Source organism: Arthrobacter sp. TE12232 (assembly GCF_054062615.1).
On sequence record NZ_JBSSFK010000001.1, the window covers coordinates 4,126,945 to 4,147,350 of the forward strand.

Annotated in this window: 15 protein-coding genes; 14 read left to right on the forward strand and 1 reads right to left on the reverse strand. The window is 63.0% G+C overall.

The annotated features are described in order from the left end of the window. Positions 1–19 precede the first annotated feature (19 nt). The 14 genes from ACVWZ7_RS18475 to ACVWZ7_RS18540 all read left to right on the forward strand — a co-directional run bounded on the left by ACVWZ7_RS18475 (position 20) and on the right by ACVWZ7_RS18540 (position 18,570). A complete protein-coding gene (locus ACVWZ7_RS18475) occupies positions 20–1,261 on the forward strand; it encodes a glycosyltransferase family 4 protein (protein ID WP_456509148.1) in 1,242 nt (413 codons plus the stop codon). Continuing rightward, complete coding sequence (locus ACVWZ7_RS18480) at positions 1,258–2,994, forward strand: glycosyltransferase family 4 protein (RefSeq protein ID WP_456508689.1); 1,737 nt, start codon at positions 1,258–1,260, stop codon at positions 2,992–2,994. The genes ACVWZ7_RS18475 and ACVWZ7_RS18480 overlap by 4 nt, the downstream gene beginning before the upstream one ends. Continuing rightward, a complete protein-coding gene (locus tag ACVWZ7_RS18485; protein WP_116766566.1) occupies positions 2,991–3,902 on the forward strand; it encodes an ABC transporter permease in 912 nt (303 codons plus the stop codon). The genes ACVWZ7_RS18480 and ACVWZ7_RS18485 overlap by 4 nt, the downstream gene beginning before the upstream one ends. Next, the gene (locus tag ACVWZ7_RS18490) at positions 3,895–4,779 is read left to right on the forward strand and encodes an ABC transporter ATP-binding protein (RefSeq protein WP_456508690.1); all 885 of its coding nucleotides are present in this window, start codon (positions 3,895–3,897) and stop codon (positions 4,777–4,779) included. Before ACVWZ7_RS18485 ends, ACVWZ7_RS18490 begins: the two co-directional genes overlap by 8 nt. A gap of 3 nt (positions 4,780–4,782) precedes the next feature. Then, complete coding sequence (locus ACVWZ7_RS18495) at positions 4,783–6,705, forward strand: glycosyltransferase family protein (protein WP_456508691.1); 1,923 nt, start codon at positions 4,783–4,785, stop codon at positions 6,703–6,705. A gap of 7 nt (positions 6,706–6,712) precedes the next feature. Next, a complete protein-coding gene (gene wecC / locus ACVWZ7_RS18500) occupies positions 6,713–8,023 on the forward strand; it encodes a UDP-N-acetyl-D-mannosamine dehydrogenase (protein ID WP_456508692.1) in 1,311 nt (436 codons plus the stop codon). Positions 8,024–8,036: 13 nt separating this feature from the next. Continuing rightward, positions 8,037–8,852, forward strand: coding sequence for a hypothetical protein (locus ACVWZ7_RS18505; protein ID WP_456508693.1), 816 nt, complete (start codon positions 8,037–8,039; stop codon positions 8,850–8,852). A gap of 4 nt (positions 8,853–8,856) precedes the next feature. Next, complete coding sequence (locus tag ACVWZ7_RS18510) at positions 8,857–10,773, forward strand: glycosyltransferase (protein ID WP_456508694.1); 1,917 nt, start codon at positions 8,857–8,859, stop codon at positions 10,771–10,773. A gap of 12 nt (positions 10,774–10,785) precedes the next feature. Next, positions 10,786–13,080 (forward strand): glycosyltransferase family 2 protein, encoded by a 2,295-nt coding sequence (locus ACVWZ7_RS18515; protein ID WP_456508695.1) that lies wholly within the window; start codon positions 10,786–10,788, stop codon positions 13,078–13,080. Continuing rightward, positions 13,077–13,988: an alpha/beta fold hydrolase gene (locus ACVWZ7_RS18520; RefSeq protein WP_456508696.1), complete on the forward strand. Its 912-nt coding sequence runs from the start codon at positions 13,077–13,079 to the stop codon at positions 13,986–13,988. Before ACVWZ7_RS18515 ends, ACVWZ7_RS18520 begins: the two co-directional genes overlap by 4 nt. Positions 13,989–14,201: 213 nt before the next feature. Next, positions 14,202–14,651: a hypothetical protein gene (locus ACVWZ7_RS18525; RefSeq protein WP_456508697.1), complete on the forward strand. Its 450-nt coding sequence runs from the start codon at positions 14,202–14,204 to the stop codon at positions 14,649–14,651. Further along, positions 14,648–16,801: a glycosyltransferase family 2 protein gene (locus ACVWZ7_RS18530; RefSeq protein WP_456508698.1), complete on the forward strand. Its 2,154-nt coding sequence runs from the start codon at positions 14,648–14,650 to the stop codon at positions 16,799–16,801. Before ACVWZ7_RS18525 ends, ACVWZ7_RS18530 begins: the two co-directional genes overlap by 4 nt. A 5-nt stretch (positions 16,802–16,806) precedes the next feature. Further along, the gene (locus tag ACVWZ7_RS18535; RefSeq protein WP_456508699.1) at positions 16,807–17,466 is read left to right on the forward strand and encodes a hypothetical protein; all 660 of its coding nucleotides are present in this window, start codon (positions 16,807–16,809) and stop codon (positions 17,464–17,466) included. 24 nt (positions 17,467–17,490) lie between these two features. Further along, the gene (locus tag ACVWZ7_RS18540) at positions 17,491–18,570 is read left to right on the forward strand and encodes a glycosyltransferase family 4 protein (protein WP_456508700.1); all 1,080 of its coding nucleotides are present in this window, start codon (positions 17,491–17,493) and stop codon (positions 18,568–18,570) included. A gap of 110 nt (positions 18,571–18,680) precedes the next feature. On the opposite strand, the gene ACVWZ7_RS18545 is transcribed toward ACVWZ7_RS18540, so the two are convergent. Then, positions 18,681–20,345: a S8 family peptidase gene (locus ACVWZ7_RS18545; RefSeq protein WP_456508701.1), complete on the reverse strand. Its 1,665-nt coding sequence runs from the start codon at positions 20,343–20,345 to the stop codon at positions 18,681–18,683. Positions 20,346–20,406 lie beyond the last annotated feature (61 nt).

Below are 20,406 nucleotides of genomic sequence, written 5' to 3' on the forward strand. Positions count from 1 at the left end.
CATGCAAGATCAAGTCTTGATGGAGTCGAGTGCGGCCAAAACCACGGATGACGGCCTGCAGATCACGCTGATCACCCACTCCTACTGGCCCGAACAGAGTCCGCCGCAGCGGCGCTGGACGGCCATGATCAAGGAGTTTTCCCACTCGGGCTGGAACGTCGACGTCGTAACGCCGGTGGCGCACTACCCCTTCGGCAGGCGGGCCCTCCCGCGCTGGATGGCGGGCAGGCCGTTCCGGCTGCGCAACGGACAGTTCACCGAGAAGATTCTTCACGTCCCGTACCTGCGCCACGGCAACTCCCGTGCCGCACGGCTGCTGGATCAGTGCTATTCCGCTTTCTTGTCAGTCCCGGCCGGAATGATGGTCCGCAAGCCCGACGTCGTCATTGTCACCGCACCCGGTCTGCCGTCACTGGCAGCAGGCTATGCCCTGGCCAAAATGCGCCGTGTCCCGCTGATCGTGGAAATGCGGGATGCCTGGCCGGACCTGGCCCGTGACGCCCGTCTGGTCCAAGGCAGCGTCAAGAGCGTTGTAGAACACGTGGTGGACTTTGTCCAGCACCGGGCGGACCTCGTGGTCACCGTCACGGAGGGTTTCGCCGCCACGCTGCGATCGCGCGGAGTCCGCAATGTGGCCACCGTCAGCAACGGCGTGCACCTGGACGCCATCCCCGTCGTCGGGCCGCCTGAACCCGAGCGGGACGTCTTCGAGGCCCTGTACCTGGGCAACCACGGCGAGAGCCAGAAGCTCGACGTCGCGATCCGCGCGAGCGCCCTCGTGGGAGATTCCATGCATCTGCACATGGTGGGCCACGGAACGCAGAGGCCCGCGCTGGAGAAGCTGGCACGTGAGCTGAAGGCTCCGGTCACCTTCCACCCGCCCCTGACCGGTGACGACATGCTGGAACGCTACTCGTCGGCTGACACCTGCATCGTCTCCCTGCGGGACGACTGGAAGTCCTTCGAAACCACCGTGCCGTCCAAGACCTACGAGGTCCTGGCCATCGGCCGGCACATCACCGCCGTGGTGCGTGGAGAAGCGGCCAGAATCGTCTCTGACGCCGAGGCCGGCGACATCGTGGCCAGTGACCCGGAAGAGCTGGCGGCTCTGTGGCGCGAACTGGCGGCCGACCGCGGCCGCCTGGTCCGCAACGGCGACAGCCGCCAGTGGGTCAAAGCGAACGCCGAGTACGGGCAACTCGCCGGCCGCTACATGGAACTCATCACCGAACTGCTCGCGGAAACCCGCACTAACCGATGATGCAGCTCCTCAACAACGTCAGGCTGGCCCAGAGCGTCGTCAGGCAGCACCTGACCGACGATCCCGTCATCCTGTTCCTGCAGCTTTCGCGCAGGATGCCCTCGGCCGTGCTTCCGCTCGCGAAGCGCCTGTGCCAACTCGCCCCTAAAGACTCCACCTCCGCGGCCGTGCTGTTCGCGGCACTCGCCGCCGGAGACGGCTCCGACGTCGAACGCCGGCTACGCATCGCCGCCAGCGGCAAGGTCGAAGGTGAGCGCGCGCGGCGCCTCGCCGACGTCGCCCTCGCCGCCAACCTTCCGGCGATGTCGGATGTCTTTCTGGCCAAGGCAGGCACGGCGCAGCATGCAAAACAGGCCCGGGCACGGCGGCTCTGGTACGACGGCGCCGTCAGCGAAGCTGTAGAGGCGCTCGACGGCGCGGGAGCGGCGGGCTTGCGGCAACGGGCGCGCCTGGCGGCCGAAGCGGCAATTCTGGCGGACGCATCGCCGTCGCTGGAGCGTCGGGACTACACACCGGTTCCCGGCCGGATCCTTCATCTTCTGACAAATTCCCTGCCGCACACCGCCAGCGGTTATGCCCAGCGCTCCCACTCCACGCTGCTGGCGCAGCAGGCGGCCGGTTGGGACGTGCTGGCGGTCACGCGGATGGGGTATCCCGTGCAGGTGGGGAAGCTCCTGGCCAAAGCCACAGATACCGTGGACGGCATCCGGTACCACCGCCTCCTCCCCGCCACGATGGCCCAGACCATTGATGCCCGGCTGCAGCAGCAGGCGGAGGAATTGCTCGCCGTGGCCCTGGACTTCAAGCCGAGTGTCCTGCACACCACCACGCACTACGTCAACGGACTGGTAGTGCGGGCCGTGGCCCAGGCCCTCGGCATTCCCTGGGTCTACGAGGTCCGCGGCCAGTTGGCCGACACGTGGGCCTCCACCCGTGGGCCCGAGGCCCGGAACAGCGAGAGATACCGGCTGTTTCAGAACCGGGAAACGGACGTCATGCAGGACGCTGACCTGGTGCTGACCCTCGGGACCGCCATGAAGGCGAATATTGTCGCCGCCGGGATTCCGGGGAGCAAGGTCCTGATTGCCCCCAACGCCGTTGGCGGTGATTTCCTCTCCGAGCCGCAGGAGAAAGCCAGCGCCCGGCGCGAGCTCGGTCTTGCAGAAGACGGGCAATTCATTGGCACAGTCAGCAGCTTGGTACCCTATGAAGGGATTGAGGACCTGCTGGCCGCGTTTGTGCTGCTCGCGGAGGACCTGCCTCAGCTCCGTCTCCTGATAGTCGGCGACGGTTCTTCCCTGCCAGCGCTGCAGATACAGGCGCAGCGAAGCGGCTACGCCGATCGCATCATCTTCACAGGCCGCGTGCCCCGGAGCCGGACGGCCCTGTACCATCAAGCGCTGGATGTTTTCGTTGTGCCGCGCAAGGACTTGGAGGTGACGCGATCCGTGACACCCCTCAAACCCGTGGAAGCCATGGCCTCCGCACGGCCCGTAGTGGCCAGCGACCTGCCGGCACTGGCGGAAATCGTCGAGGACCGGGTGACCGGCTTTCTGGCGGCGTCGGGGGATCCTGCCGCCTTCGCAAAGGCTATCCGGGAATTGCTTTCGGACCCGGAGCTTGCAGCAAAGTTCGGAGCTTCCGGCCGGGAACGCGTGTTGCAGGAAAGAACATGGGCCGCCAACGCGGTTGCCCTGGCACGAGAGTTGGAAATGCTGGGAGTAACTAGATGAGCATCCAAGAAAAAACGGAAGCGGAACAAACCGAAGCCGTGCAGACGGAGGCGCCTGCCACCGTCTCGGTGCCCGTGAACCTTGCCCGGCTGAGCAAGGTGGGGCAGCGGCCCGATTTCCTGGACTACCTGGTCCAGTTGTGGGACCGCCGGAGTTTCATCCTGTTCGACGCCCGGGCCAGGGTGCAGAGCGGCCACGACAAAAACAATCTGGGTACCGCATGGCTCGTCTTGACCCCGTTGTTGAGCGGCCTCAGCTACTACCTGATCTTTGGCGTGTTCCTGAGCACCAGCAAGGGCATTGAAAACTTCATCGGCTACCTGATCATCGGCGTCTTTACGTTCCAGATGAGCACGCGGTCCATCCTGGGTGGGGCCAAGTCCCTCACCAGTAACAAGTCCATGATCCGGGCCTTCCAGTTTCCCCGGGCGGCCCTACCCCTGGCGCTCAACGTGCGGGAGCTCATCTCCAACATTCCCGTGACGATCGTCATGCTGCTCTTCGTGATCTTCACGGCACCGGCCGAGGAAATCACGTGGCGGTGGTTCCTGATCATTCCGGCGATCCTGCTGCAATTCCTGTTCAACCTGGGGATCGGCATGATGCTGGCACCGTTGATCATGAAGGTCCCGGACCTTAGCATGCTGCTCACATTTGTGGTTCGATTCCTGATGTATGCCTCGGCGGTCTTCTTTGCCGAGGAGCGCTTTGGCAAGTACCCGGTGATGCGCACCATCATGGATTTCAACCCGGTGTTCCAGGTCATCAAGGTCATCCGTGACACGGTTCTTTACGACACCACACCGTCCTGGCGGGCCTGGGCGGTCTTGGGCCTGTGGGCACTGGGATCGGTCGCCGTGGGACTCTTTGTCTTCTGGCGCGGGGAGGAGAGCTATGGACGTGTTTGAGGCATCGGGCGGCCCCATCCTGGAGCCAACAGTGGTCGTGGATGACATTTCGGTGGTCTACCGGACCAAGAACCATACTCCCGGGCGGACCAATGCCCGGACCTCCATTGTGAAGAGCCTGAGGAACCGCCGTCTCGGCGACACAGCGGTAAAGACCACGGCTTTGAGCAAGATTTCCTTCGTGGCCAATCAAGGTGACTCCATTGGTGTCATTGGCCGCAACGGTTCAGGCAAGAGCACCCTGATGAAGGTTCTGGCGGGGCTGATCATCCCCGACTCCGGCACCGTCTACGCCGCGAGCAACCCCATCCTGCTGGGCGTCAACGCCGCCTTGATCAGCTCCATCTCGGGCGCCCAGAACATTCGGCTCGGCTGCCTGGCCATGGGCATGAGCCACGCCCAAATCGATGCGAAGTTCGATGACATCGTGGAGATGTCCGGGTTGGAGCACGAGGTCTACCACCCGATGAATTCCTATTCCTCGGGCATGGGCGCGCGCCTCCGCTTTGCCATTGCCGCTGCGGTGGACCCCGAAATCCTGCTCATTGACGAGGCCCTGAACACCGGCGATGCCCAGTTCAAGGAACGTTCCAAGCAACGGATGGAGACGGTCACGAACCAGGCCGGAACGGTGTTTGTGGTCAGCCACAGCCTTGGGACCATTACGGGCATGTGCAACCGCGCCATCTGGATCGACAAGGGTGACTTCATCATGGACGGAACCCCGGACGAGGTCGCCAAGGAATACCGAAACTTCATTTGGCGCATGAATGAGGGCAATGCCGACTACGGCCGCCAAATCCGTGCTGAGCTGATGGCGAGCCTGCCCGAAATGCGTACCACCCTGCTTCCCAACGGCTGGAAGCGGTCCAGGTAGCCAATGAGTTTTCGAGATAAGACGGCGTATTGGCGCCGCGCGCTGTGGCACGCCCGCCAGGGCGGCATGGGACAGGTCAAGAGCTACCTGCACCGCAGCACCGCCGAACGCGATGAGGCCAGCCTTTCCGGTGTCCGCGGAGCGGAAGGGGCCTGGCGCGGCTTGGGACGTGGCCGGCACCTGATCTTCCGTGAAGCCGAGGTTGGCGTTGCTGAGCCAAGGAATCCCCAGCTGCGCGTGGGCATCATCATGGATGATTTCTCCGCTGCCGCGTTCTCCGCCGAGTGGACGGTCGTGGCGCTTAGGCCGGACAGCTGGGAAGAGCAGCTGCGTGACGAGGCCCTGGACTTCGTCGTCGTCGAATCCGCCTGGGCCGGCAACGCCGGTCTCTGGCGGGGAAAAATCACAAGCCCGGCAGGGCCTTCACCGGTCTTCCGCGACCTCGTTGCGGGTTGCCGGGCGGCCGGACTTCCGGCGGTCTTCTGGAACAAGGAAGACCCGCCCCACTACGAGGACTTCCTTCCTGCCGCGAAACTCTTCGACCACGTCTTCACCACTGACTCCAACATGCTTCCCCGCTACCGCGAGGACCTGGGTCACGACCGGATTTCCGTGCTGCCGTTCGCCGCGCAGCCGCGCATCCACAACCCGGCCCGGCCCCGGCACGGCTGGCACGCACGGGAGATCGCCTTCGCCGGAATGTACTTTGCGCATAAGTACGAGGACCGCCGTCGGCAGATGGAGTACTTGCTGGGAGCGGCCGTTGACGCGACGGCGGGCAAGCGCCCCGGCTTTGAGATCTTTTCCCGGCAGCTCGGCCGGCAGCCGCAGTATCAGTTCCCCGGGATCCTGAAGAAGCATGTTGTGGGCTCCCTGTCCTACAAACAGATGCTGACCGCCTACAAGGCGTACAAAGTCTTCCTCAACGTCAACTCCGTTACGGACTCGCCGTCCATGTGCGCGCGGCGGATTTTCGAGATCACCGCGGCCGGATCCTGCGTGGTCTCGACCCCCAGCGCTGCCATCACGGAATTCTTCCCGGGCAATGAAATCCCCACGGCAGGCACGCGCGAAGACGCCGCACACCTGCTGAAGGCACTGACCGCCAACCCGGACTATGCCCAGCGCCTGGTCCACAAGGCCCAGCGCAGGATTTGGGCCGAGCATACTTTCAGCCACCGGGCACAAAACATCGCGGCCGCGGCCCGGCCCGAGCTGGCCGTCCCGGGCCCCCGTGCCCAGGTGTCGGTCCTCGTGTCGAGCTTCCGGCCGCAGCAGCTGGAGCATGTTATCGCAGGGGTGGCCGCCCAGCAGGGCGTGGACGTCCAGCTGGTGTACCTCGCGCACGGGTTTGAGATCGACGAATCCGCGTTCCGGCGCAAATGCCTGGAAGCGGGGATTCTCGACGTCGTGGTTCTTCAGGAGCCGCAGCAGACCATGCTCGGTGAGTGCCTCAATTCCCTCGTGGCGAAGGCCGACGGCCGGTTCGCCACCAAATGGGACGATGACGACGTTTATAGCCCCCTGTACCTGGGCGACCAGGTCCACGCCATGATGTACTCCGAAGCCGAGGTGGTGGGCAAGCGGGCACACTACATGCACCTGGCCGGCGCGGGGGCTACTATCCTGCGCAACCCGCAACTGGAACACCGCTACGTCGAAGCAGTCTCCGGGCCGACCATCTTCGCCGCCACGGACACCTTCAGGCGTTTTCCGTTCCAGCCTGTGCCACGCGGAGAGGACTCGCGTTTCCTGAGCGACGTCATCGAGGCCGGCGCACGGATCTACTCGGCAGACCGCTTCAATTACTGCCAGATGCGCGGCGCCGACGTGGCCTCGCACACCTGGCCCATCACCAATGAAGAGCTCCTGGCTACTTCAAAAGTTCAGTTCTTCGGTTCGCCCGAAGACCACATTTTAGTTTAGGGAAGACATGGACGAGACGATTTTTGATGTTGCCGTCATCGGGCTCGGCTACATCGGCCTGCCTACCGCGGCCAGCTTCGCCGCCAAAGGCAAGCTCGTGGCCGGCGTCGACGTGAAGCAGTCCACCATTGACGCCGTCAACCGTGGAGAAGTTCCCTTCGTGGAACCCGACATGGGCGTGGTGGTCTCGGGCGCGGTCAGCTTGGGCAACCTCGTGGCGATGACCACCGTGCCTGCGGCCGACGCCTACATCATTGCCGTGCCCACCCCGCTGGCCGAGGGCAACGGGGCCGATCTCTCCTACCTCCGCAGCGCGGTCGAGGCCCTCGCGCCGAAGCTCCGCGGTGGTGAATTGGTGGTCCTGGAATCGACGTCGCCTCCCGGCACCACCGAACGCCTGGGCGCCCACCTCATGGAACTGAGGCCGGACCTGTCGCTCGACGCGGCTCCCGGGAAGAAGCAGGTCCACGTTGTGCACTCCCCGGAGCGCGTTCTGCCGGGCCGGATCATGATCGAAATCGTCACCAACGACCGCGTGATCGGCGGCCTCACCGAGGAAGGCGCCCAGCTGGCCAAGCGGCTGTATGAGGTCATCTGCCAGGGCGAAATCCTGCTGACGGATGCCACCACCGCAGAGATGACCAAGCTGGTGGAAAACACGTTCCGCGACGTCAACATCGCCTTTGCCAACGAGCTCTCGCTGATTTGCGACAGCCTCGGCATCGATGTCTGGAGGCTGATCGAGCTCGCGAACCACCACCCCCGCGTGAACGTCCTGCGCCCCGGCCCCGGCGTCGGCGGCCACTGCATCGCCGTCGACCCCTGGTTCATCGTGGACGCCGTCCCGGAGCACTCCGGACTGATCCGGACGGCGCGAGAAGTCAACGACTCCAAGCCCCACCACGTGGTCCGGCAGGCAGTTCAGGCACTCTCCGATCAGCCGGGCGCCACCGTCGCTGTCCTCGGCCTGGCCTTCAAGGCCAACATCGACGACGTCCGCGAGTCGCCCTCGGTGACGATCGTCCAGGAACTGGTCCGGCAGCTGCCGGACAGCACCATCCTGGTGGTCGACCCGAACGTCGAGGAACTACCCGCGGCGCTGGCGGCATCCGGGCTCGCGCGCCTCCACGGCATGGAGGAAGCCGTAGCTAAGGCAGATCTCGTGATGCTCCTGGTGGACCACGACGAATTCCTGACTCTTGACTCCGTGGCCCTGGAGGGCAAGCAGGTCATTGACACCAAGGGCATCTGGAACCAGCAAGAGCCTGCGGATTCCAGCCGGCCGCATACCCCCGTGGGAGCAAGCGTAGGTGGATAGGGGAAGCCACGCAGTGACAGCGTCCATTGAAGAAGAGCTGCGCGAGGCCGGCTTTGCGCTCAAGGCCCTGCACACGCCGCGGCGGGAGACTCCACTTGTCCGGATCCTGATCCGGGCCGCGAAAGCTACGGATCTGGAGATTGCCGGGACCGTCGCATCGCTATTCTGCTCGGCGTGCCAGGACTTCGCCGTGGACATACTCGTGGAAGACGGCGGCCGGCCCAAGCTCGAGGAATGGCTGGCCACCGACCGCCGCTTCGCCTTTGTCAGGAACGACGGACAGCACATTGCCGAGTCCTCCTACACCCTGGTCCTCAGCGCCGGGACGGCCGTGGCCCTGCACTCGCTGGAGGCCATGATCGACACCCTGCAGCAGACGCAGGCACTGGTCCTCAGGGCACTGGTGGACGGGCAGCCCGGCGCGATCGAACTCTGGCCGACGGCCACCCTTCGGGAGCTGTCCGGCTCCGGCGACCCCGAGCAATCTGCGCGCAGCGCCGGCGGCGAGCGATGGGTCTCCGGCAGTGCCCTGGGCCTGCACGACTTCCGCCGGCCCAAGCCCAAACTCCACCTGCGCAAAGGCGCTGCCGCCACCCTTGACCTGAATATCGTGGTCCGGGACCTGGCCGACAGCGCCACGCGCCACGACTATGAGCAGCAGATCCGGCAGCTCGAGGCGCGGCTTAAGAAGTCCGAGATCGAACGCCGCCGCCTGGAGCAGGGCCTTGCCCCGAACCGGGGCCTCTCCCGTGCCCGCGCAATTGCCCGCAAGGGTCCGGCTTACATCCTGGGCCGGCTGAAGGCCCGCACCGGCCGGGCCGGGAGCTAGGAACATGCAGATCAAGAGCGTCCTGGTCGGCTCCACGGACCACTCCATGGCTGAGCTGGCACTGGACCTTGGACTCGACTACGCCCGCACGGACTGGGAACACCGTGATCCCCGGACCGGGGCCGGCTGGCAGCACGCCGTCCCTGCGGACCAGCTCTGGTGGGCCACCTACGTTGTGCAGGCGGAATCGCTGGCCGAGGGCCGGGCACTGCTTCCCCTGTTCCGCAGCGAGGGACGGGCGCAACGGTTTGTGCTGGTGATCCGCGGACTCTTCCCGGCTGCCGATCTCCCGGCCTGGACCCCGCGCAGCCTCCAGGTCAAGGCCGGCACAACCGCACTCACCGTGCCCGGGCTTGGCCTCGCCGTCGTGGTTGAAGGCGGCAAATGGGTGAACGTGCATGCTGCCGCCCTGGCCGCACTGGGCTGCTGTGCCCCCGTTGCGCCGCGGCCGGTGCTGGGCGGACTGCGGGTCGGCATCACCGAGCCCTCGGCCAGCGCCTGGCTCGCCGGGGACGCCCTGGGCAGCTTCATGACGGAGCAGCTCCTGCAGCCCGAGCCGGATGACATCTATTCCGTCGACGTGCTGATCGGGCCCGCCGAACTCACGGAGCAGCTGAGCGGGCAGACAGCGGACAACCCCGGACGCGTCACCCCGCCCGTCTGGACACCGCCTGGGACCGTGCTCCCCCCGGTCGATACCGCCGTCGTCTCGCCCATGGGCTTCCTGCCCTACGCCGAGAAGCCGGCGCGCGCACTCGAACCGGGCGAGCTCGGCCACGGGGGAGAGCTGAGCGAAGCCGGCCTGGCGGCCCTGCGCCCCCACAAGTACCTCGAGGTGGACGGCACCCGCTTTGGCGGCCTGGACTGGCAGTTGGCACGGCGCCTGAGCCAGCTCGCCGTCGCCGGCGTGCCGCTGCTGGCACGAGACCTGGCTGCACCGGTGCGTTCCCTGCTCGGCGATCAGCTGGTGAACTGCGTCCAGGCATTCGACGCAGGCGACCCTCCGGTGCTGAGGGAATCGAAGTCGATCGACCTTCGCCGCACGGCGCTGGACCTCTACAGCCCGAAGGCCGTCTGGAACACCCTGTTGGGCCAGCTCGGCAGGCCCCTGCTTCCCGTGCCTTCCGTGAGCGTGGTCCTGGCCACCCGCCGGCCCGAGAAGCTGGCCTCCGCACTGGGTCAGCTGGCGCGCCAGAGCTGGGAAGCCCTGGAAGTGGTGGTGGTGCTGCACGGCTTCGATGCCGATCTGCCCGAGGTCCGTCGCGCCGTCGAGGCCTATCCCGGCGAGCTGCAGCTGCGCTCCGTCCCGGCCGAGATGATTTTTGGCGAGGTGCTGAACACCGGAGTCAGTGCCGCCAGCGGCGATCTGGTCTGCAAGATGGACGACGACGACTGGTACGGCCCGCACCACCTGCGGGACCTCGTTCATGCAAAGGACTTCAGCGGCGCCACCCTGGTGGGGGCACAAGTTGAATTCGTCTACCTGGAAAGCCTGGACATCACCACCCGCCGGCCGCCGCTTGGCGAGCAGTACTCGGACCACGTTGCCGGTGGCACCATGATGCTCGGCCGGGACGAGCTGCGGCAGCTGGGCGGATGGCGGCCGGTCCACCGCGCCGTCGATCGCTGCCTCCTGCAGGCCGTCCAGGCCGCCGGGGGATTGATCTACCGCTCCCACGGCCAGAACTACATGATGCAACGCCACTCCGGCGCGGATTCACACGGTGGCCACACCTGGAATCCCGACGACAGCATCTTCCTGCAGAGCGTGGCCGAACAATGGGACGGTTTCGTCCCGCCGCCGCAGATCGGCGCCGTTCCGGGGCCTTCGGCAGGAGCACGGCTCGATGCCATGCGCAGCCACTTCGCCCGGGTGCCCGTTCCTTCCCCTTCCGCTTACACCACCAAACCGCACGTTTAGGATGCTCAGCGAATGAAACTTCAACAAGCTCTCCGCAGAATTGCGCGCCTGTCCCCGAAGAAGAAAGCGGCCGCCGCTTGCTTCGCTGTCCTTTTCGCCCTGGTTGTTGCGGTTGCCTACGCACGCAACCCGTGGCTCCTGGGGCTGGTGGTGGTGGTCTTCGCAGCCGCGCTGGCCGTCGGCGCGCTGTACGTGGACAGGCTTCTCAAGGCGTCCCGGCAGGCAACCAAACGCGCCATCGCCGCACGGGCCAAGCTGGCCGCGACTCCGCCGGCCCCGCGCCCCGGGGCTCTCGTCGAATGGGGCGCCCGCTCACGGATCCCGGAGGCACGTCTTGCCCAGCGGTTGACCAAGCTGCATTCCGTTGATGGGCGCGACGTGCTGGTGAGCACGGCAACCATGGGCCGGTGGGGCTGGCGGGACATGTCGGCTGCCCTGGAAATGTACCGGATCGGGGGGAAGAGCCGGCGCAGCGTGGAACCCGTCCTGGACAAGGCGCCGCGTTCCGCACTCCTGCATCTGGCCGATCTGTGTTTCCGGCAGAACATTCTCCAGGACGACATCCTCAACGCGGCCACGCTGTACAAATACGCCTACCAGCGGCTCGGCGCAAAGCCGTTCGGCAAAAAGCGCCGCGGGGAGTTCTTCCTCGACGCTTTGGCCCGGACCGGTCAAGGCGGGGAAGTCATCAGGCTTCAAGGTCTCTACAAGGCCGACGAACTGAACGGCAACGACCTCCACCTCTACCGTGCCAACGCTGCCAACCCGTTCAAGGACAGTTCAGCCGACGCCGAGCGCTGGCTCGCCGAGATTAACGACATCTACGTGCGGGCAGGGCTTTCCCGGCTTTCGCTCGCCGAAGGGTCCGCCCCGGCATTTCTCCGGCTGAAGGCAGAGGTGCCGACCCCGGTGACGGACGGCCCCCTCGTCAGCATCGTCATGCCCGTCTACAAGCCGGACGAATACACGGATCTCGCGATCCAGTCGGCTCTGGATCAGAGCTACCGGAACATCGAAATCATCATCGTTGACGATGGCTCCGGCGGGGACGCCGCGGAGCGGCTCAACAAGTGGCTGGCCGTGGATGCGCGCACTAAGGTGGTGCTCAACGAGCCCAACGCCGGTGCGTACACGTCGCGCAACATCGGTTACACCATGGCTCAGGGCGAATTCATCACAATCTTCGACGGCGATGACTGGCAGCACCCGCAGAAGATCGAGCAGTTGGTCCGGGGTGCCCGGCAGCAAAGCGACGGAAGGCTTGTTTCCGCTCCCTGGACGCGTGCGGACGAGGACCTCTTCTTCCACTACCGCGGGTGGCGCGGAGCCTTCATCACCCCGGCCCACGTCTCCACCATGTTCCACACCGCCACCATCCGGGAGCACCTGGGTCACTGGGATTCCGTCCGGAAGGCCGCGGATACGGAGTTCATCCTCCGGTACATGGCGCTCGTCAATGACAGCGAGCCCTTGGAGGTCTGTGACGCTCCCTTGACGCTGTCCCTCGTGGGATCCTCGAACCTTTCCATGGAGGATTTCCGTCTCGGGTACAGGTCGCCGGACCGGGTGTCCTACCGCGACTCCTACGAGCACTGGCACAAGAAGATTCGCGCCGGCGAGCACACGGGCTACTTGGACTTCCCGCTTGCCGAACGTGCGTTTCCGGCACCTGCACGGTTCCTGCCGTCCGGCGCGAATCAGCAGGACGTGGAACTTGATATTCTGCTTGTCGGCGATTTCGGCGCCGACTCCTTGGTGGCCGAGCTGATGCTGGAGCATCTGGCAGTTGCGGCCGCGAAGGGACAGAGGATTGGCCTGATGCACTATCCGAGCCTGCTTCACACGAGTTCCATCGACTCATCGTATTCAGACGAGCTCATGGAGGCCTTCCACGAAGGGCGTCTTATCCGGGTCGAAGCGACGGACCGCGTGCGCTCTGCGCAAGTCAACGTGTATGATCCCACCGCATTCCAGTACAGCCGCGAGCTGCGCAGCGGTCACACAGCGGACGCCGTGTCCGTGTGGACGGATGAGCCGCCCTACAACTGGGAAACGGATGAACACAAGTATGAGGTCGGGACAGTGGAACGCAACCTGTTGTCCGTGTTCGGTGGTCCCGTACGGTGGCTTCCGCTCAACGAACGCACCTTCCGGGTCATCGCCGAGTCCGGGCACGGACAAAAGTCCGTCGGTGACCACGTAGCCCAGCCGGAAATTCTAACCATTCCCGATACCCCGGCGGAGGAAGCTCCGCTTGCACTGACAGGCTCCAACGTGGGCGCCTTTGAAACAGGAGAGACTCTGTGAATTTGCAAGAAACAACCACCGGCACGGCCTGGGACGAGCGGAATGCTGTAGAGATCCGCCGCATCGACTCGGCCAGCGAGATCGACCACAAGGCGTCGCAGCATTACGAGTACGTTGTGCCGTCCCCTTCCGGCGGACCCTTGGATATTGTTACCCTGTACGCTCCCAGACCGTCCAAGACGCTGATTGTGAGCTTCCACGGCTCGCTGGTGCGGTCCAAGTTCCAGCTCCCCCGCTTTGAATGGCGCCGGACGCTCGGCAACCTGGACGCCGGGGTCCTTCTGATTGCTGACACGACCCTTGAACTGGGGGAGAAGATTCCCCTCGGGTGGTATATCGGCACAAAGGAGCAGGACCTTGCCGATGACATCGCTGCTGTTGTGAAGCAGGTGGCAGCCGACGGCGGCTACGAGCACATCGTTCTGGCCGGGTCCAGCGGTGGCGGGTACGCGGCTATGGCTATTTCGCGCCGCATACCCGAGTCGCTTGCTGTTAGTTTCTCGCCTCAGACTCGCGTGGGTGACTACATTCCTTGGGTTGCCAAAGTGTTCGTGAATGCAGCGTTCCCTGGCTACGACACGATTGACGCCGTAGAAGCGGACTTTGCGGAGCGGGTCAACCTTCGCCGGCTCTATGCCGAGCCGGAAATCCCCAACTTCGTGCGCTATGTCCAAAACTCCAACGACCTGGATCACATCGAAGAACACTACGCGCCGTTCGCCCAAGTACGGTCCACTGATCCTGAAACGGGCGGGATGGACCCATCGGGACGGCTCCGTTTCGTGCTTGAGCCGATGTCCAAAGGCCACGAGCCGCCCGCGCGGCACCGTTTCCTGCGGAATATCCAGGAGGCACACCAGGAGTTCTTCGGGTCCCGGCTGGGTGAAGCAAAGATGGACGGTGAATGAAGCTTTCTCCTGTCATCTGATCGGAGATCAAGGGCTTGGACGCGGCGCAGCCAAGCGGGGGACTTCATACCTAACGGTGTCGAAAATCGGTCACGGCGGGCGTGCTAGGGTCTTTGACAGTGATAAGTATGGGGAACATCCCGATTAGCATGCGGATTTGCATTTGGCGGAGCGCTAGATACGGCGAAATCTACTATGACGAGGGATTACAGATTGACTGGCGATAATAAATGCCTCCACAGCTTTGAAATAAAACTTCTTGTGCCGAGAAATTCTCTATCGATTGGGATTCAGGCCCTAGCCGATGTGGATGCGGATAAGCAATTCATGCTCACGTTGGAGAATGTCTCGGCCGGCTCCGAAGTTCTGGATCCTCGGGACATGAACTGGAACTACTCCAAGGCGTTACAGCGGACTTTCGCCTATGTCCCGGCCATGAAGGCAGGGACCGTGACAAAAATCCCCCGCCTCCTTGCCAGTGAGACACCTTTTGATTCCATGCGGATCGGCGTTCGGGTTTGGCACGCGGAAATGGCCCCCGAGCAAATACCAACAGTCATTGGCAGACTTTGGTATTCCCAAGTCGATCTGCCGAGCGTGACTGCCGCCTCCGGTCCGGTTCACAGCGTAGTTCGCACGAGTCCACTAGGGAGTTTCAATTGAGCACGCGTGTGACCGTATCCGTCATTGTGAATGCCGTGACCTCGGGCCCCGATCGGATATGGCTGTCGGCGAAAACAATCGGCGCTGCATTGAGCGGGATAGACCACGAAATTATCCTGCTGGTCGACGGCGAGCGTGCTGACGACATCGAGTTGGATTTGCGGTCCAGGCCGGCGACCGGGATGCAGGTCATCGGATGCGATCCCGAGGACAGTGCAGGCCTTCAGTTAAACGCGGGCGTCGCAATTTCGACGGGCGACGTTATTCTTGCGCTCGATGACTGCATGATGTTTAGTCCGGCTGGTCTGAAGGACGCCATCGAGTCTGTCCGGTCTGCAGCGGCCAGTATGGTCATCATCCCCGGGAGGGATCTTCCGCCTCGTCTCGTCACGGCCGCGTTGACGGACACGTTGGAATGGTCTGAAGCGGCACGTGTCCCCGTGAGTCGTTCCGTCTGGGCTCCGGGAAGCCCGGTGCTCGTTGATCGAGACTCACTGCTGCGGCTTCGTGGATTCGACGAGAAACAAAAGAAAACCGCTCGTGCCTTCTGCGACCTCAAGCTGCGCATGAAACGCATGGGAGTGATCTTCGATCAGCGCTCTGCCGAGGGAATTCGTTGCTTTGTGGCTCCGGCCGTGGATGACTCTGACGCTGCGGCCGCCCGTGCCGATTCAGCCGGTGACATTGCCGAGCGGCTCAACCGGCTTGAGCAAGACGAGACCTACATCCGCAACGTGACCAGTTGGAAGAACCGCCCAGCAGACGCCCCGCCCCTGGTTACTGTTGCAATTGCGACGTACAACCGGGCCGACTACCTGCGGGACAGCATTAACTCAGTGCTGGCGCAGACAGTAGAAGATTTCGAACTCATCGTCGTTGATGATGGATCCACTGACGCTACCCGGCTTGTAGTCGAATCATTCGACGATGAGCGCGTCAAATATGTCTACCAGGAGAACCGCGGGATCGCCGCTGCCAGGAACACGGTGGCGGACATTTCACGAGGCACCTTCACCGCCGTCCACGACGACGACGACATCATGTTGCCTTGGCGACTCGAAGTGAGCCTTTCCGGAATTAAGGCCGGCGTTCAAGCCAGCTACGGTTCCTGGGTCAACTTCGACGACATCACCGGCGAGATGGTCCTCCATGTCATCAGGGAACAGTTCTGCATGCCCGTGTCATTGGTCACCGGCCAAACCCCCGGCCACGCAACGTGGCTCGTGGAGACCCGCCTTATCCGGCAGTTCCGATACAACGAGACGATCTCCAGCGCCGTGGACCACAATTTGGCGCTGCGCATGATGAGGTCAGGGGTGTCCTGGGTACACACGGGAAAGGTGCTCTTCCTGCGTCGTATGCACCCCACACAGGTGAGTAACTCAGACGGCACACGGCAGAAGTACGCGGCTGAGCTTTCCCGATTCATGCTGCAGTTCGCTGGTTCCGATGACGACATCGCCGCACTGAAGGAAGAAAGCAAAGCAATCCTTTGGCCCAAGATTGCGGAGAAGGGCAAGCTCGAGGAGAGCTTCGGAAAGTACCTGCCAGACCACCTGGCAGTACGTTCGCTCCACGTTCAGGGCAATGTAGCCAACAAGGCCAGCCGCCTGCAGAAGCTCAAGAGCACGAGCTTCATCCTCTGCGAGGAAGATGAAACCGGAAAAATCGTCGGCGAATACGCCGACTTCCTGAACGTGACGCTGGAGGACCTCGCTGCGATGCAGAAGTTGGGCGTTAGCGGGCGATTGGAGGGTGAACTTAACCCTTCAATGGAGCTCCCGAGGGAGGCGCCGGCGGAAATCCTGGACCGGGCCCTTCGCAGTCGGCTCCAAGGGCTGACCGGACTCATGGCCAAGCCGGGCCGAATCCCTGCAGCCATCGTTTGGACGAATACAGATGCCGCCGACGCTCCGACTGGCTTGGAGCAAGAGGCAGACCTCAAGCGGCAAATCACCCTCTCCATCAGTCAAGATTACCGATTCGCCTTCACCGTGTATGTCTTCGAAGACGAGCCGAAGGCCCTTGAGGCCTTTGCGCGTGCGGTGGAAGGCCGGAACGAGGCCGATCTGGCGCTCTACCGGCGCGGTAGCGACGGATTGGATTCGGAAGTAGCGGAATTGCGCATTCAGGAATTGGTGAATCGATAATGAAGGTGTCTTGGATCAACGACAAATCCGGACGTGCCGGGCTCGTGGCTCACGACCTCGAATACTTGGACGCCTTTCCGGTTGTCTCGGAATTCTGGATGGATGCCTCGCCGGCATCAAACTGGGCCGATAGGGTGGCGGTTGCCACGACTTTGGTTTTCGGCTCGCACATGGGCGGACGGTTCCACGCACCCTTCGCAATGTCGTCAGACGTAGCAGCTGCCATCAGCCGTTTCTCCGGCAACGGACAGATAGTCCCGACCAACGTGTCCTCTGGTGCTGGAACGCTTACGTGGCGCGGGGGACTCGAGCTGGCGCTTGAAACGGACGCCGTAATTGGGTCGGAGCGGATCAACTCGCTGGATGCAACCCGGAGAATCGGCCTGAACGTCGTCCGTTCCGACATTGCGACCGGCAGGCTGTTTACGTTCGACCGTCTCACGCTGTCCAGCAACGCCTGGCTTCACGCGGGACAGCGGGCCGGGAATGAGCAACTCTATCCATTCCTTGCCGTTGCCGTCCTGTTCGCTGCTGACCTCCAAGTTTCCACACTTGTGTGCCCGGCGGACGCTGAATTTACTGATCAACAGCTGGCGTCTCTCGTTGATCTCCTCGGATCGGTCGGCTTGGGTCTGGAGTTTGACCGCTCCGAACCGGGCCACTGACATCTCGACCGTAGAGGAGACTTCGTGAGAATTCTGTTACCGGCCTATACCGTTGCCGAATGGGGTGGGCTCCACGAATACGTCGTTGGGGCTGCGGCAACGCTTCTTGAGCGCGGCCACGAAGTAACGCTGGTCGTGCGGGACGGGCTCGTTGCTGAGAAGGGCGAGGAAGTCGGAGCCCAAGTGATTCGTGTTGACTGGGCAGACTGGACCGCGGTTGCCGAAGAAGTCCGAAACGGGCCCCGCTATGACATGGTATTCGCGCAGCCTTTCGAGTCGCGGAAATTTGCCCTGTTCGTGAACGAGGTCATGAAGACCAAAGTCGTCGCCATGTTCCATGGCTTTCACCATGACTTTGTCTACACATGGCAGCACCTGGTTGACGGTTTTCTGGTGACCACGGAGCAGATCGGTGATCTTCTGGTGGACCTGTGCAGAATCGAACCGGAGCGCGTCCATGTCGCTCCCAACGGCGTGGACATGGATCGATTCGAGTATCCTCTCCTGGGTCTCGACGAGAAGATCGTGAACGGACACGGTTCCATCGTTATGGCGTCGAGAATCGATAAGGACAAACGCAGCCAAGTTCGAGCTCTGAAGCTTCTGATTAGCGGACTCTTCCACCAGGCTCGACATATCCATTGGGACATTGAGATTCTGGGAGACGGCCCTGAGCGGAACAGAGTTGATCGCGAGCTGGCAAACTATTTAGTCGACTACCCGAACGTCTCTGTCGTCATGCGCGGCTGGGTACCTGCTGACGATGTTCCGCGCCTGATGAATAAGGCAGTCTTTAGCGTCTCAGCCGGAAGAGGCGCAATGCAGAGCCTGGCAGTGGGCACTCCGTGTTTGGCCGCCGGGGCAAGGGGCATCGCCGGGCTCCAAGTTGGACCCAACCTCGATGTAGGCGTCTGGTCCAATTTTGCCGACTACCCGATAGTCGGTTGCAAGATTGTCGATCTGGAAACTGACTTGGAACGGATATTGATTCCCGAAGCGTACGCGGATGCGCAGGTCGAGGGCCGTTCCAGGATACTTGCGGATCGAAGTCAACAAAACGCTGCAGCGATGATGGTCAATGCGCTGACGGTATTTGCTTCCTGACAGAAGTGCGGGTCTTACCCCATCATGCATTTGGGGATTAGAAGAGGCTTAGGTGGGTTGACAAGGTCAAACCACCTAAGCCTCTCTTCTTGCGCCCTGCGCGCCCTTCGTCAGGAGGGGTGGTTGCTCCAGAGATCGTAGCTTCCGGCCCCACCGGTGAATTGGTAGATGCGGAACCGATAGTACGAGGCCCCTGTCCCCAGATAGGCTATGCGTTCGCGTGGTGTCAGGGTCGCTGACGCGGCGACCGTGACCCATGTGGTGCCGTTCCAGCGTTCGAGGTAGAGATCAGTGTCCCGTCCCGCAGTCGCGGCGAGCCAGCCTTGGATATAGCCGGCGCCGGCCTGATACCACGAGGAACCGTCAGGTTGATAGCCGCTGACCCCGTTCGCGGTGAGGTTGCCGTTCCACTTGCGGGCAAAGCGGTTCGGTGATCCGTTGGGGTTGCTCACGATTCCGGTGACCGCGGTGCTCTTGATAACCGCCATGACGGTTGCGGGCGAAGCGTATGGGTTGCTCTTGAGATAGAGTGCCACCAATCCGGCCACGTGGGGGGCGGCCATCGACGTTCCCGAAATGGTATTGGTCGCAGTCGTGCTTCCGATCCACGCCGAGGTGATGTTGACTCCCGGATCAAATACGTCCAGGCACGTCCCCCAGTTGGAGAAGGATGCCCTGACGTCTGTGCCGCCAGTCAGGCTGGTTGCGCCGACAGTCAATGCTGATGGAGTGGAGGACGGAGAATAGTTGCAGGCGTTGTCGTTGCTATTGCCGGCCGCTAAGGCATACGTGACTCCGCTTGCGATAGATCGCGTGACGGCGTCATTGGCTGCCTGGTTGAAACCGCCGCTGAGACTCATGTTGGCGACGGAGGGTCCGTTGTGGTTGTAGGTGACCCAGTCAATCCCGGCGATCACCGCGGAGAATGTCCCGGAACCTGTACAGTCCAGCACCCGGACTGCCACCAGCGACACCGACTTCGCCACGCCGTACGTGGATCCTCCGATGATTCCAGAGACGTGCGTCCCGTGGCCGTTGCAGTCCTGTCCGTTGCGGCCGTCTCCTACGGAGTCGAAACCGACGCTGGCTCTGGTCCCGAACTGGGTGTGGGCGGTATTGATGCCGGTGTCGATGACGTAGGCGCTGACTCCTGAGCCGGTGTCGGTGTAGTTGTAGGTGCCATTGATGCCGGTACGTTGGTCCACGCGGTCGATGCCCCACGTGGCTCCCGTTTGTGTGGCGTCGGTGGTCACGTCGGGAGAAATGGATCCGAACTGGCCCGGTGCCTTGTTGGCCATGGGATCCGGCGGTGGTGCTTCTTTCGACGCCGTGACTTCGCCGTCTGGTTCCACGTAGTCGACGGCGGAGTCTTTGCGGACTCTGGCCAAATCCGCTTTGGACAAGGTTGCCGCGAACCCGGACAACGCAGCGGTATAGACATACTTCGTCTTCACATTATTGCGGCGCGCAACCGCCGCAGCATCAGATCCATTTTTGAGGACGACGATGAAGTGATCTGCGATGACTTTGCCGTGCCCAGGCTTAAGCGTGGCATCCGGTGGAGGAGACGCCTGGCCGGGTAGTGCGCCCCCTGCGACAAGCAGGGCACTCAGGCACGTCGCCACGATGCTCAGGCGCTGGACGGTTGGTCGTTGGGATTTTGCTTCACTTCTTGCGGATGCACGCCTGGCTGAAGTGCTCATCGAACTCCTTCGTGGGTTTGCGGCCCCTGCAGAAGTCCCTTTCCCCGAATCCGTGCCGGGTGCGACGTTCATGATGTGCTCCTGTCCCGGTGGAGGACGCGATTAAACGAACCATATGGGGAGACGCGGATAA

Bases quoted from the DNA above. Each gene is read 5' to 3' on its own strand.
- ACVWZ7_RS18475 (WP_456509148.1), top strand. From the start codon at position 20: ATGGAGTCGAGTGCGGCCAAAACCACGGATGACGGCCTGCAGATCACG.
- ACVWZ7_RS18480 (WP_456508689.1), top strand. From the start codon at position 1,258: ATGATGCAGCTCCTCAACAACGTCAGGCTGGCCCAGAGCGTCGTCAGG.
- ACVWZ7_RS18485 (WP_116766566.1), top strand. From the start codon at position 2,991: ATGAGCATCCAAGAAAAAACGGAAGCGGAACAAACCGAAGCCGTGCAG.
- ACVWZ7_RS18495 (WP_456508691.1), top strand. From the start codon at position 4,783: ATGAGTTTTCGAGATAAGACGGCGTATTGGCGCCGCGCGCTGTGGCAC.
- wecC (WP_456508692.1), top strand. From the start codon at position 6,713: ATGGACGAGACGATTTTTGATGTTGCCGTCATCGGGCTCGGCTACATC.
- ACVWZ7_RS18510 (WP_456508694.1), top strand. From the start codon at position 8,857: ATGCAGATCAAGAGCGTCCTGGTCGGCTCCACGGACCACTCCATGGCT.
- ACVWZ7_RS18515 (WP_456508695.1), top strand. From the start codon at position 10,786: ATGAAACTTCAACAAGCTCTCCGCAGAATTGCGCGCCTGTCCCCGAAG.
- ACVWZ7_RS18545 (WP_456508701.1), bottom strand. From the start codon at position 20,345: ATGAACGTCGCACCCGGCACGGATTCGGGGAAAGGGACTTCTGCAGGG.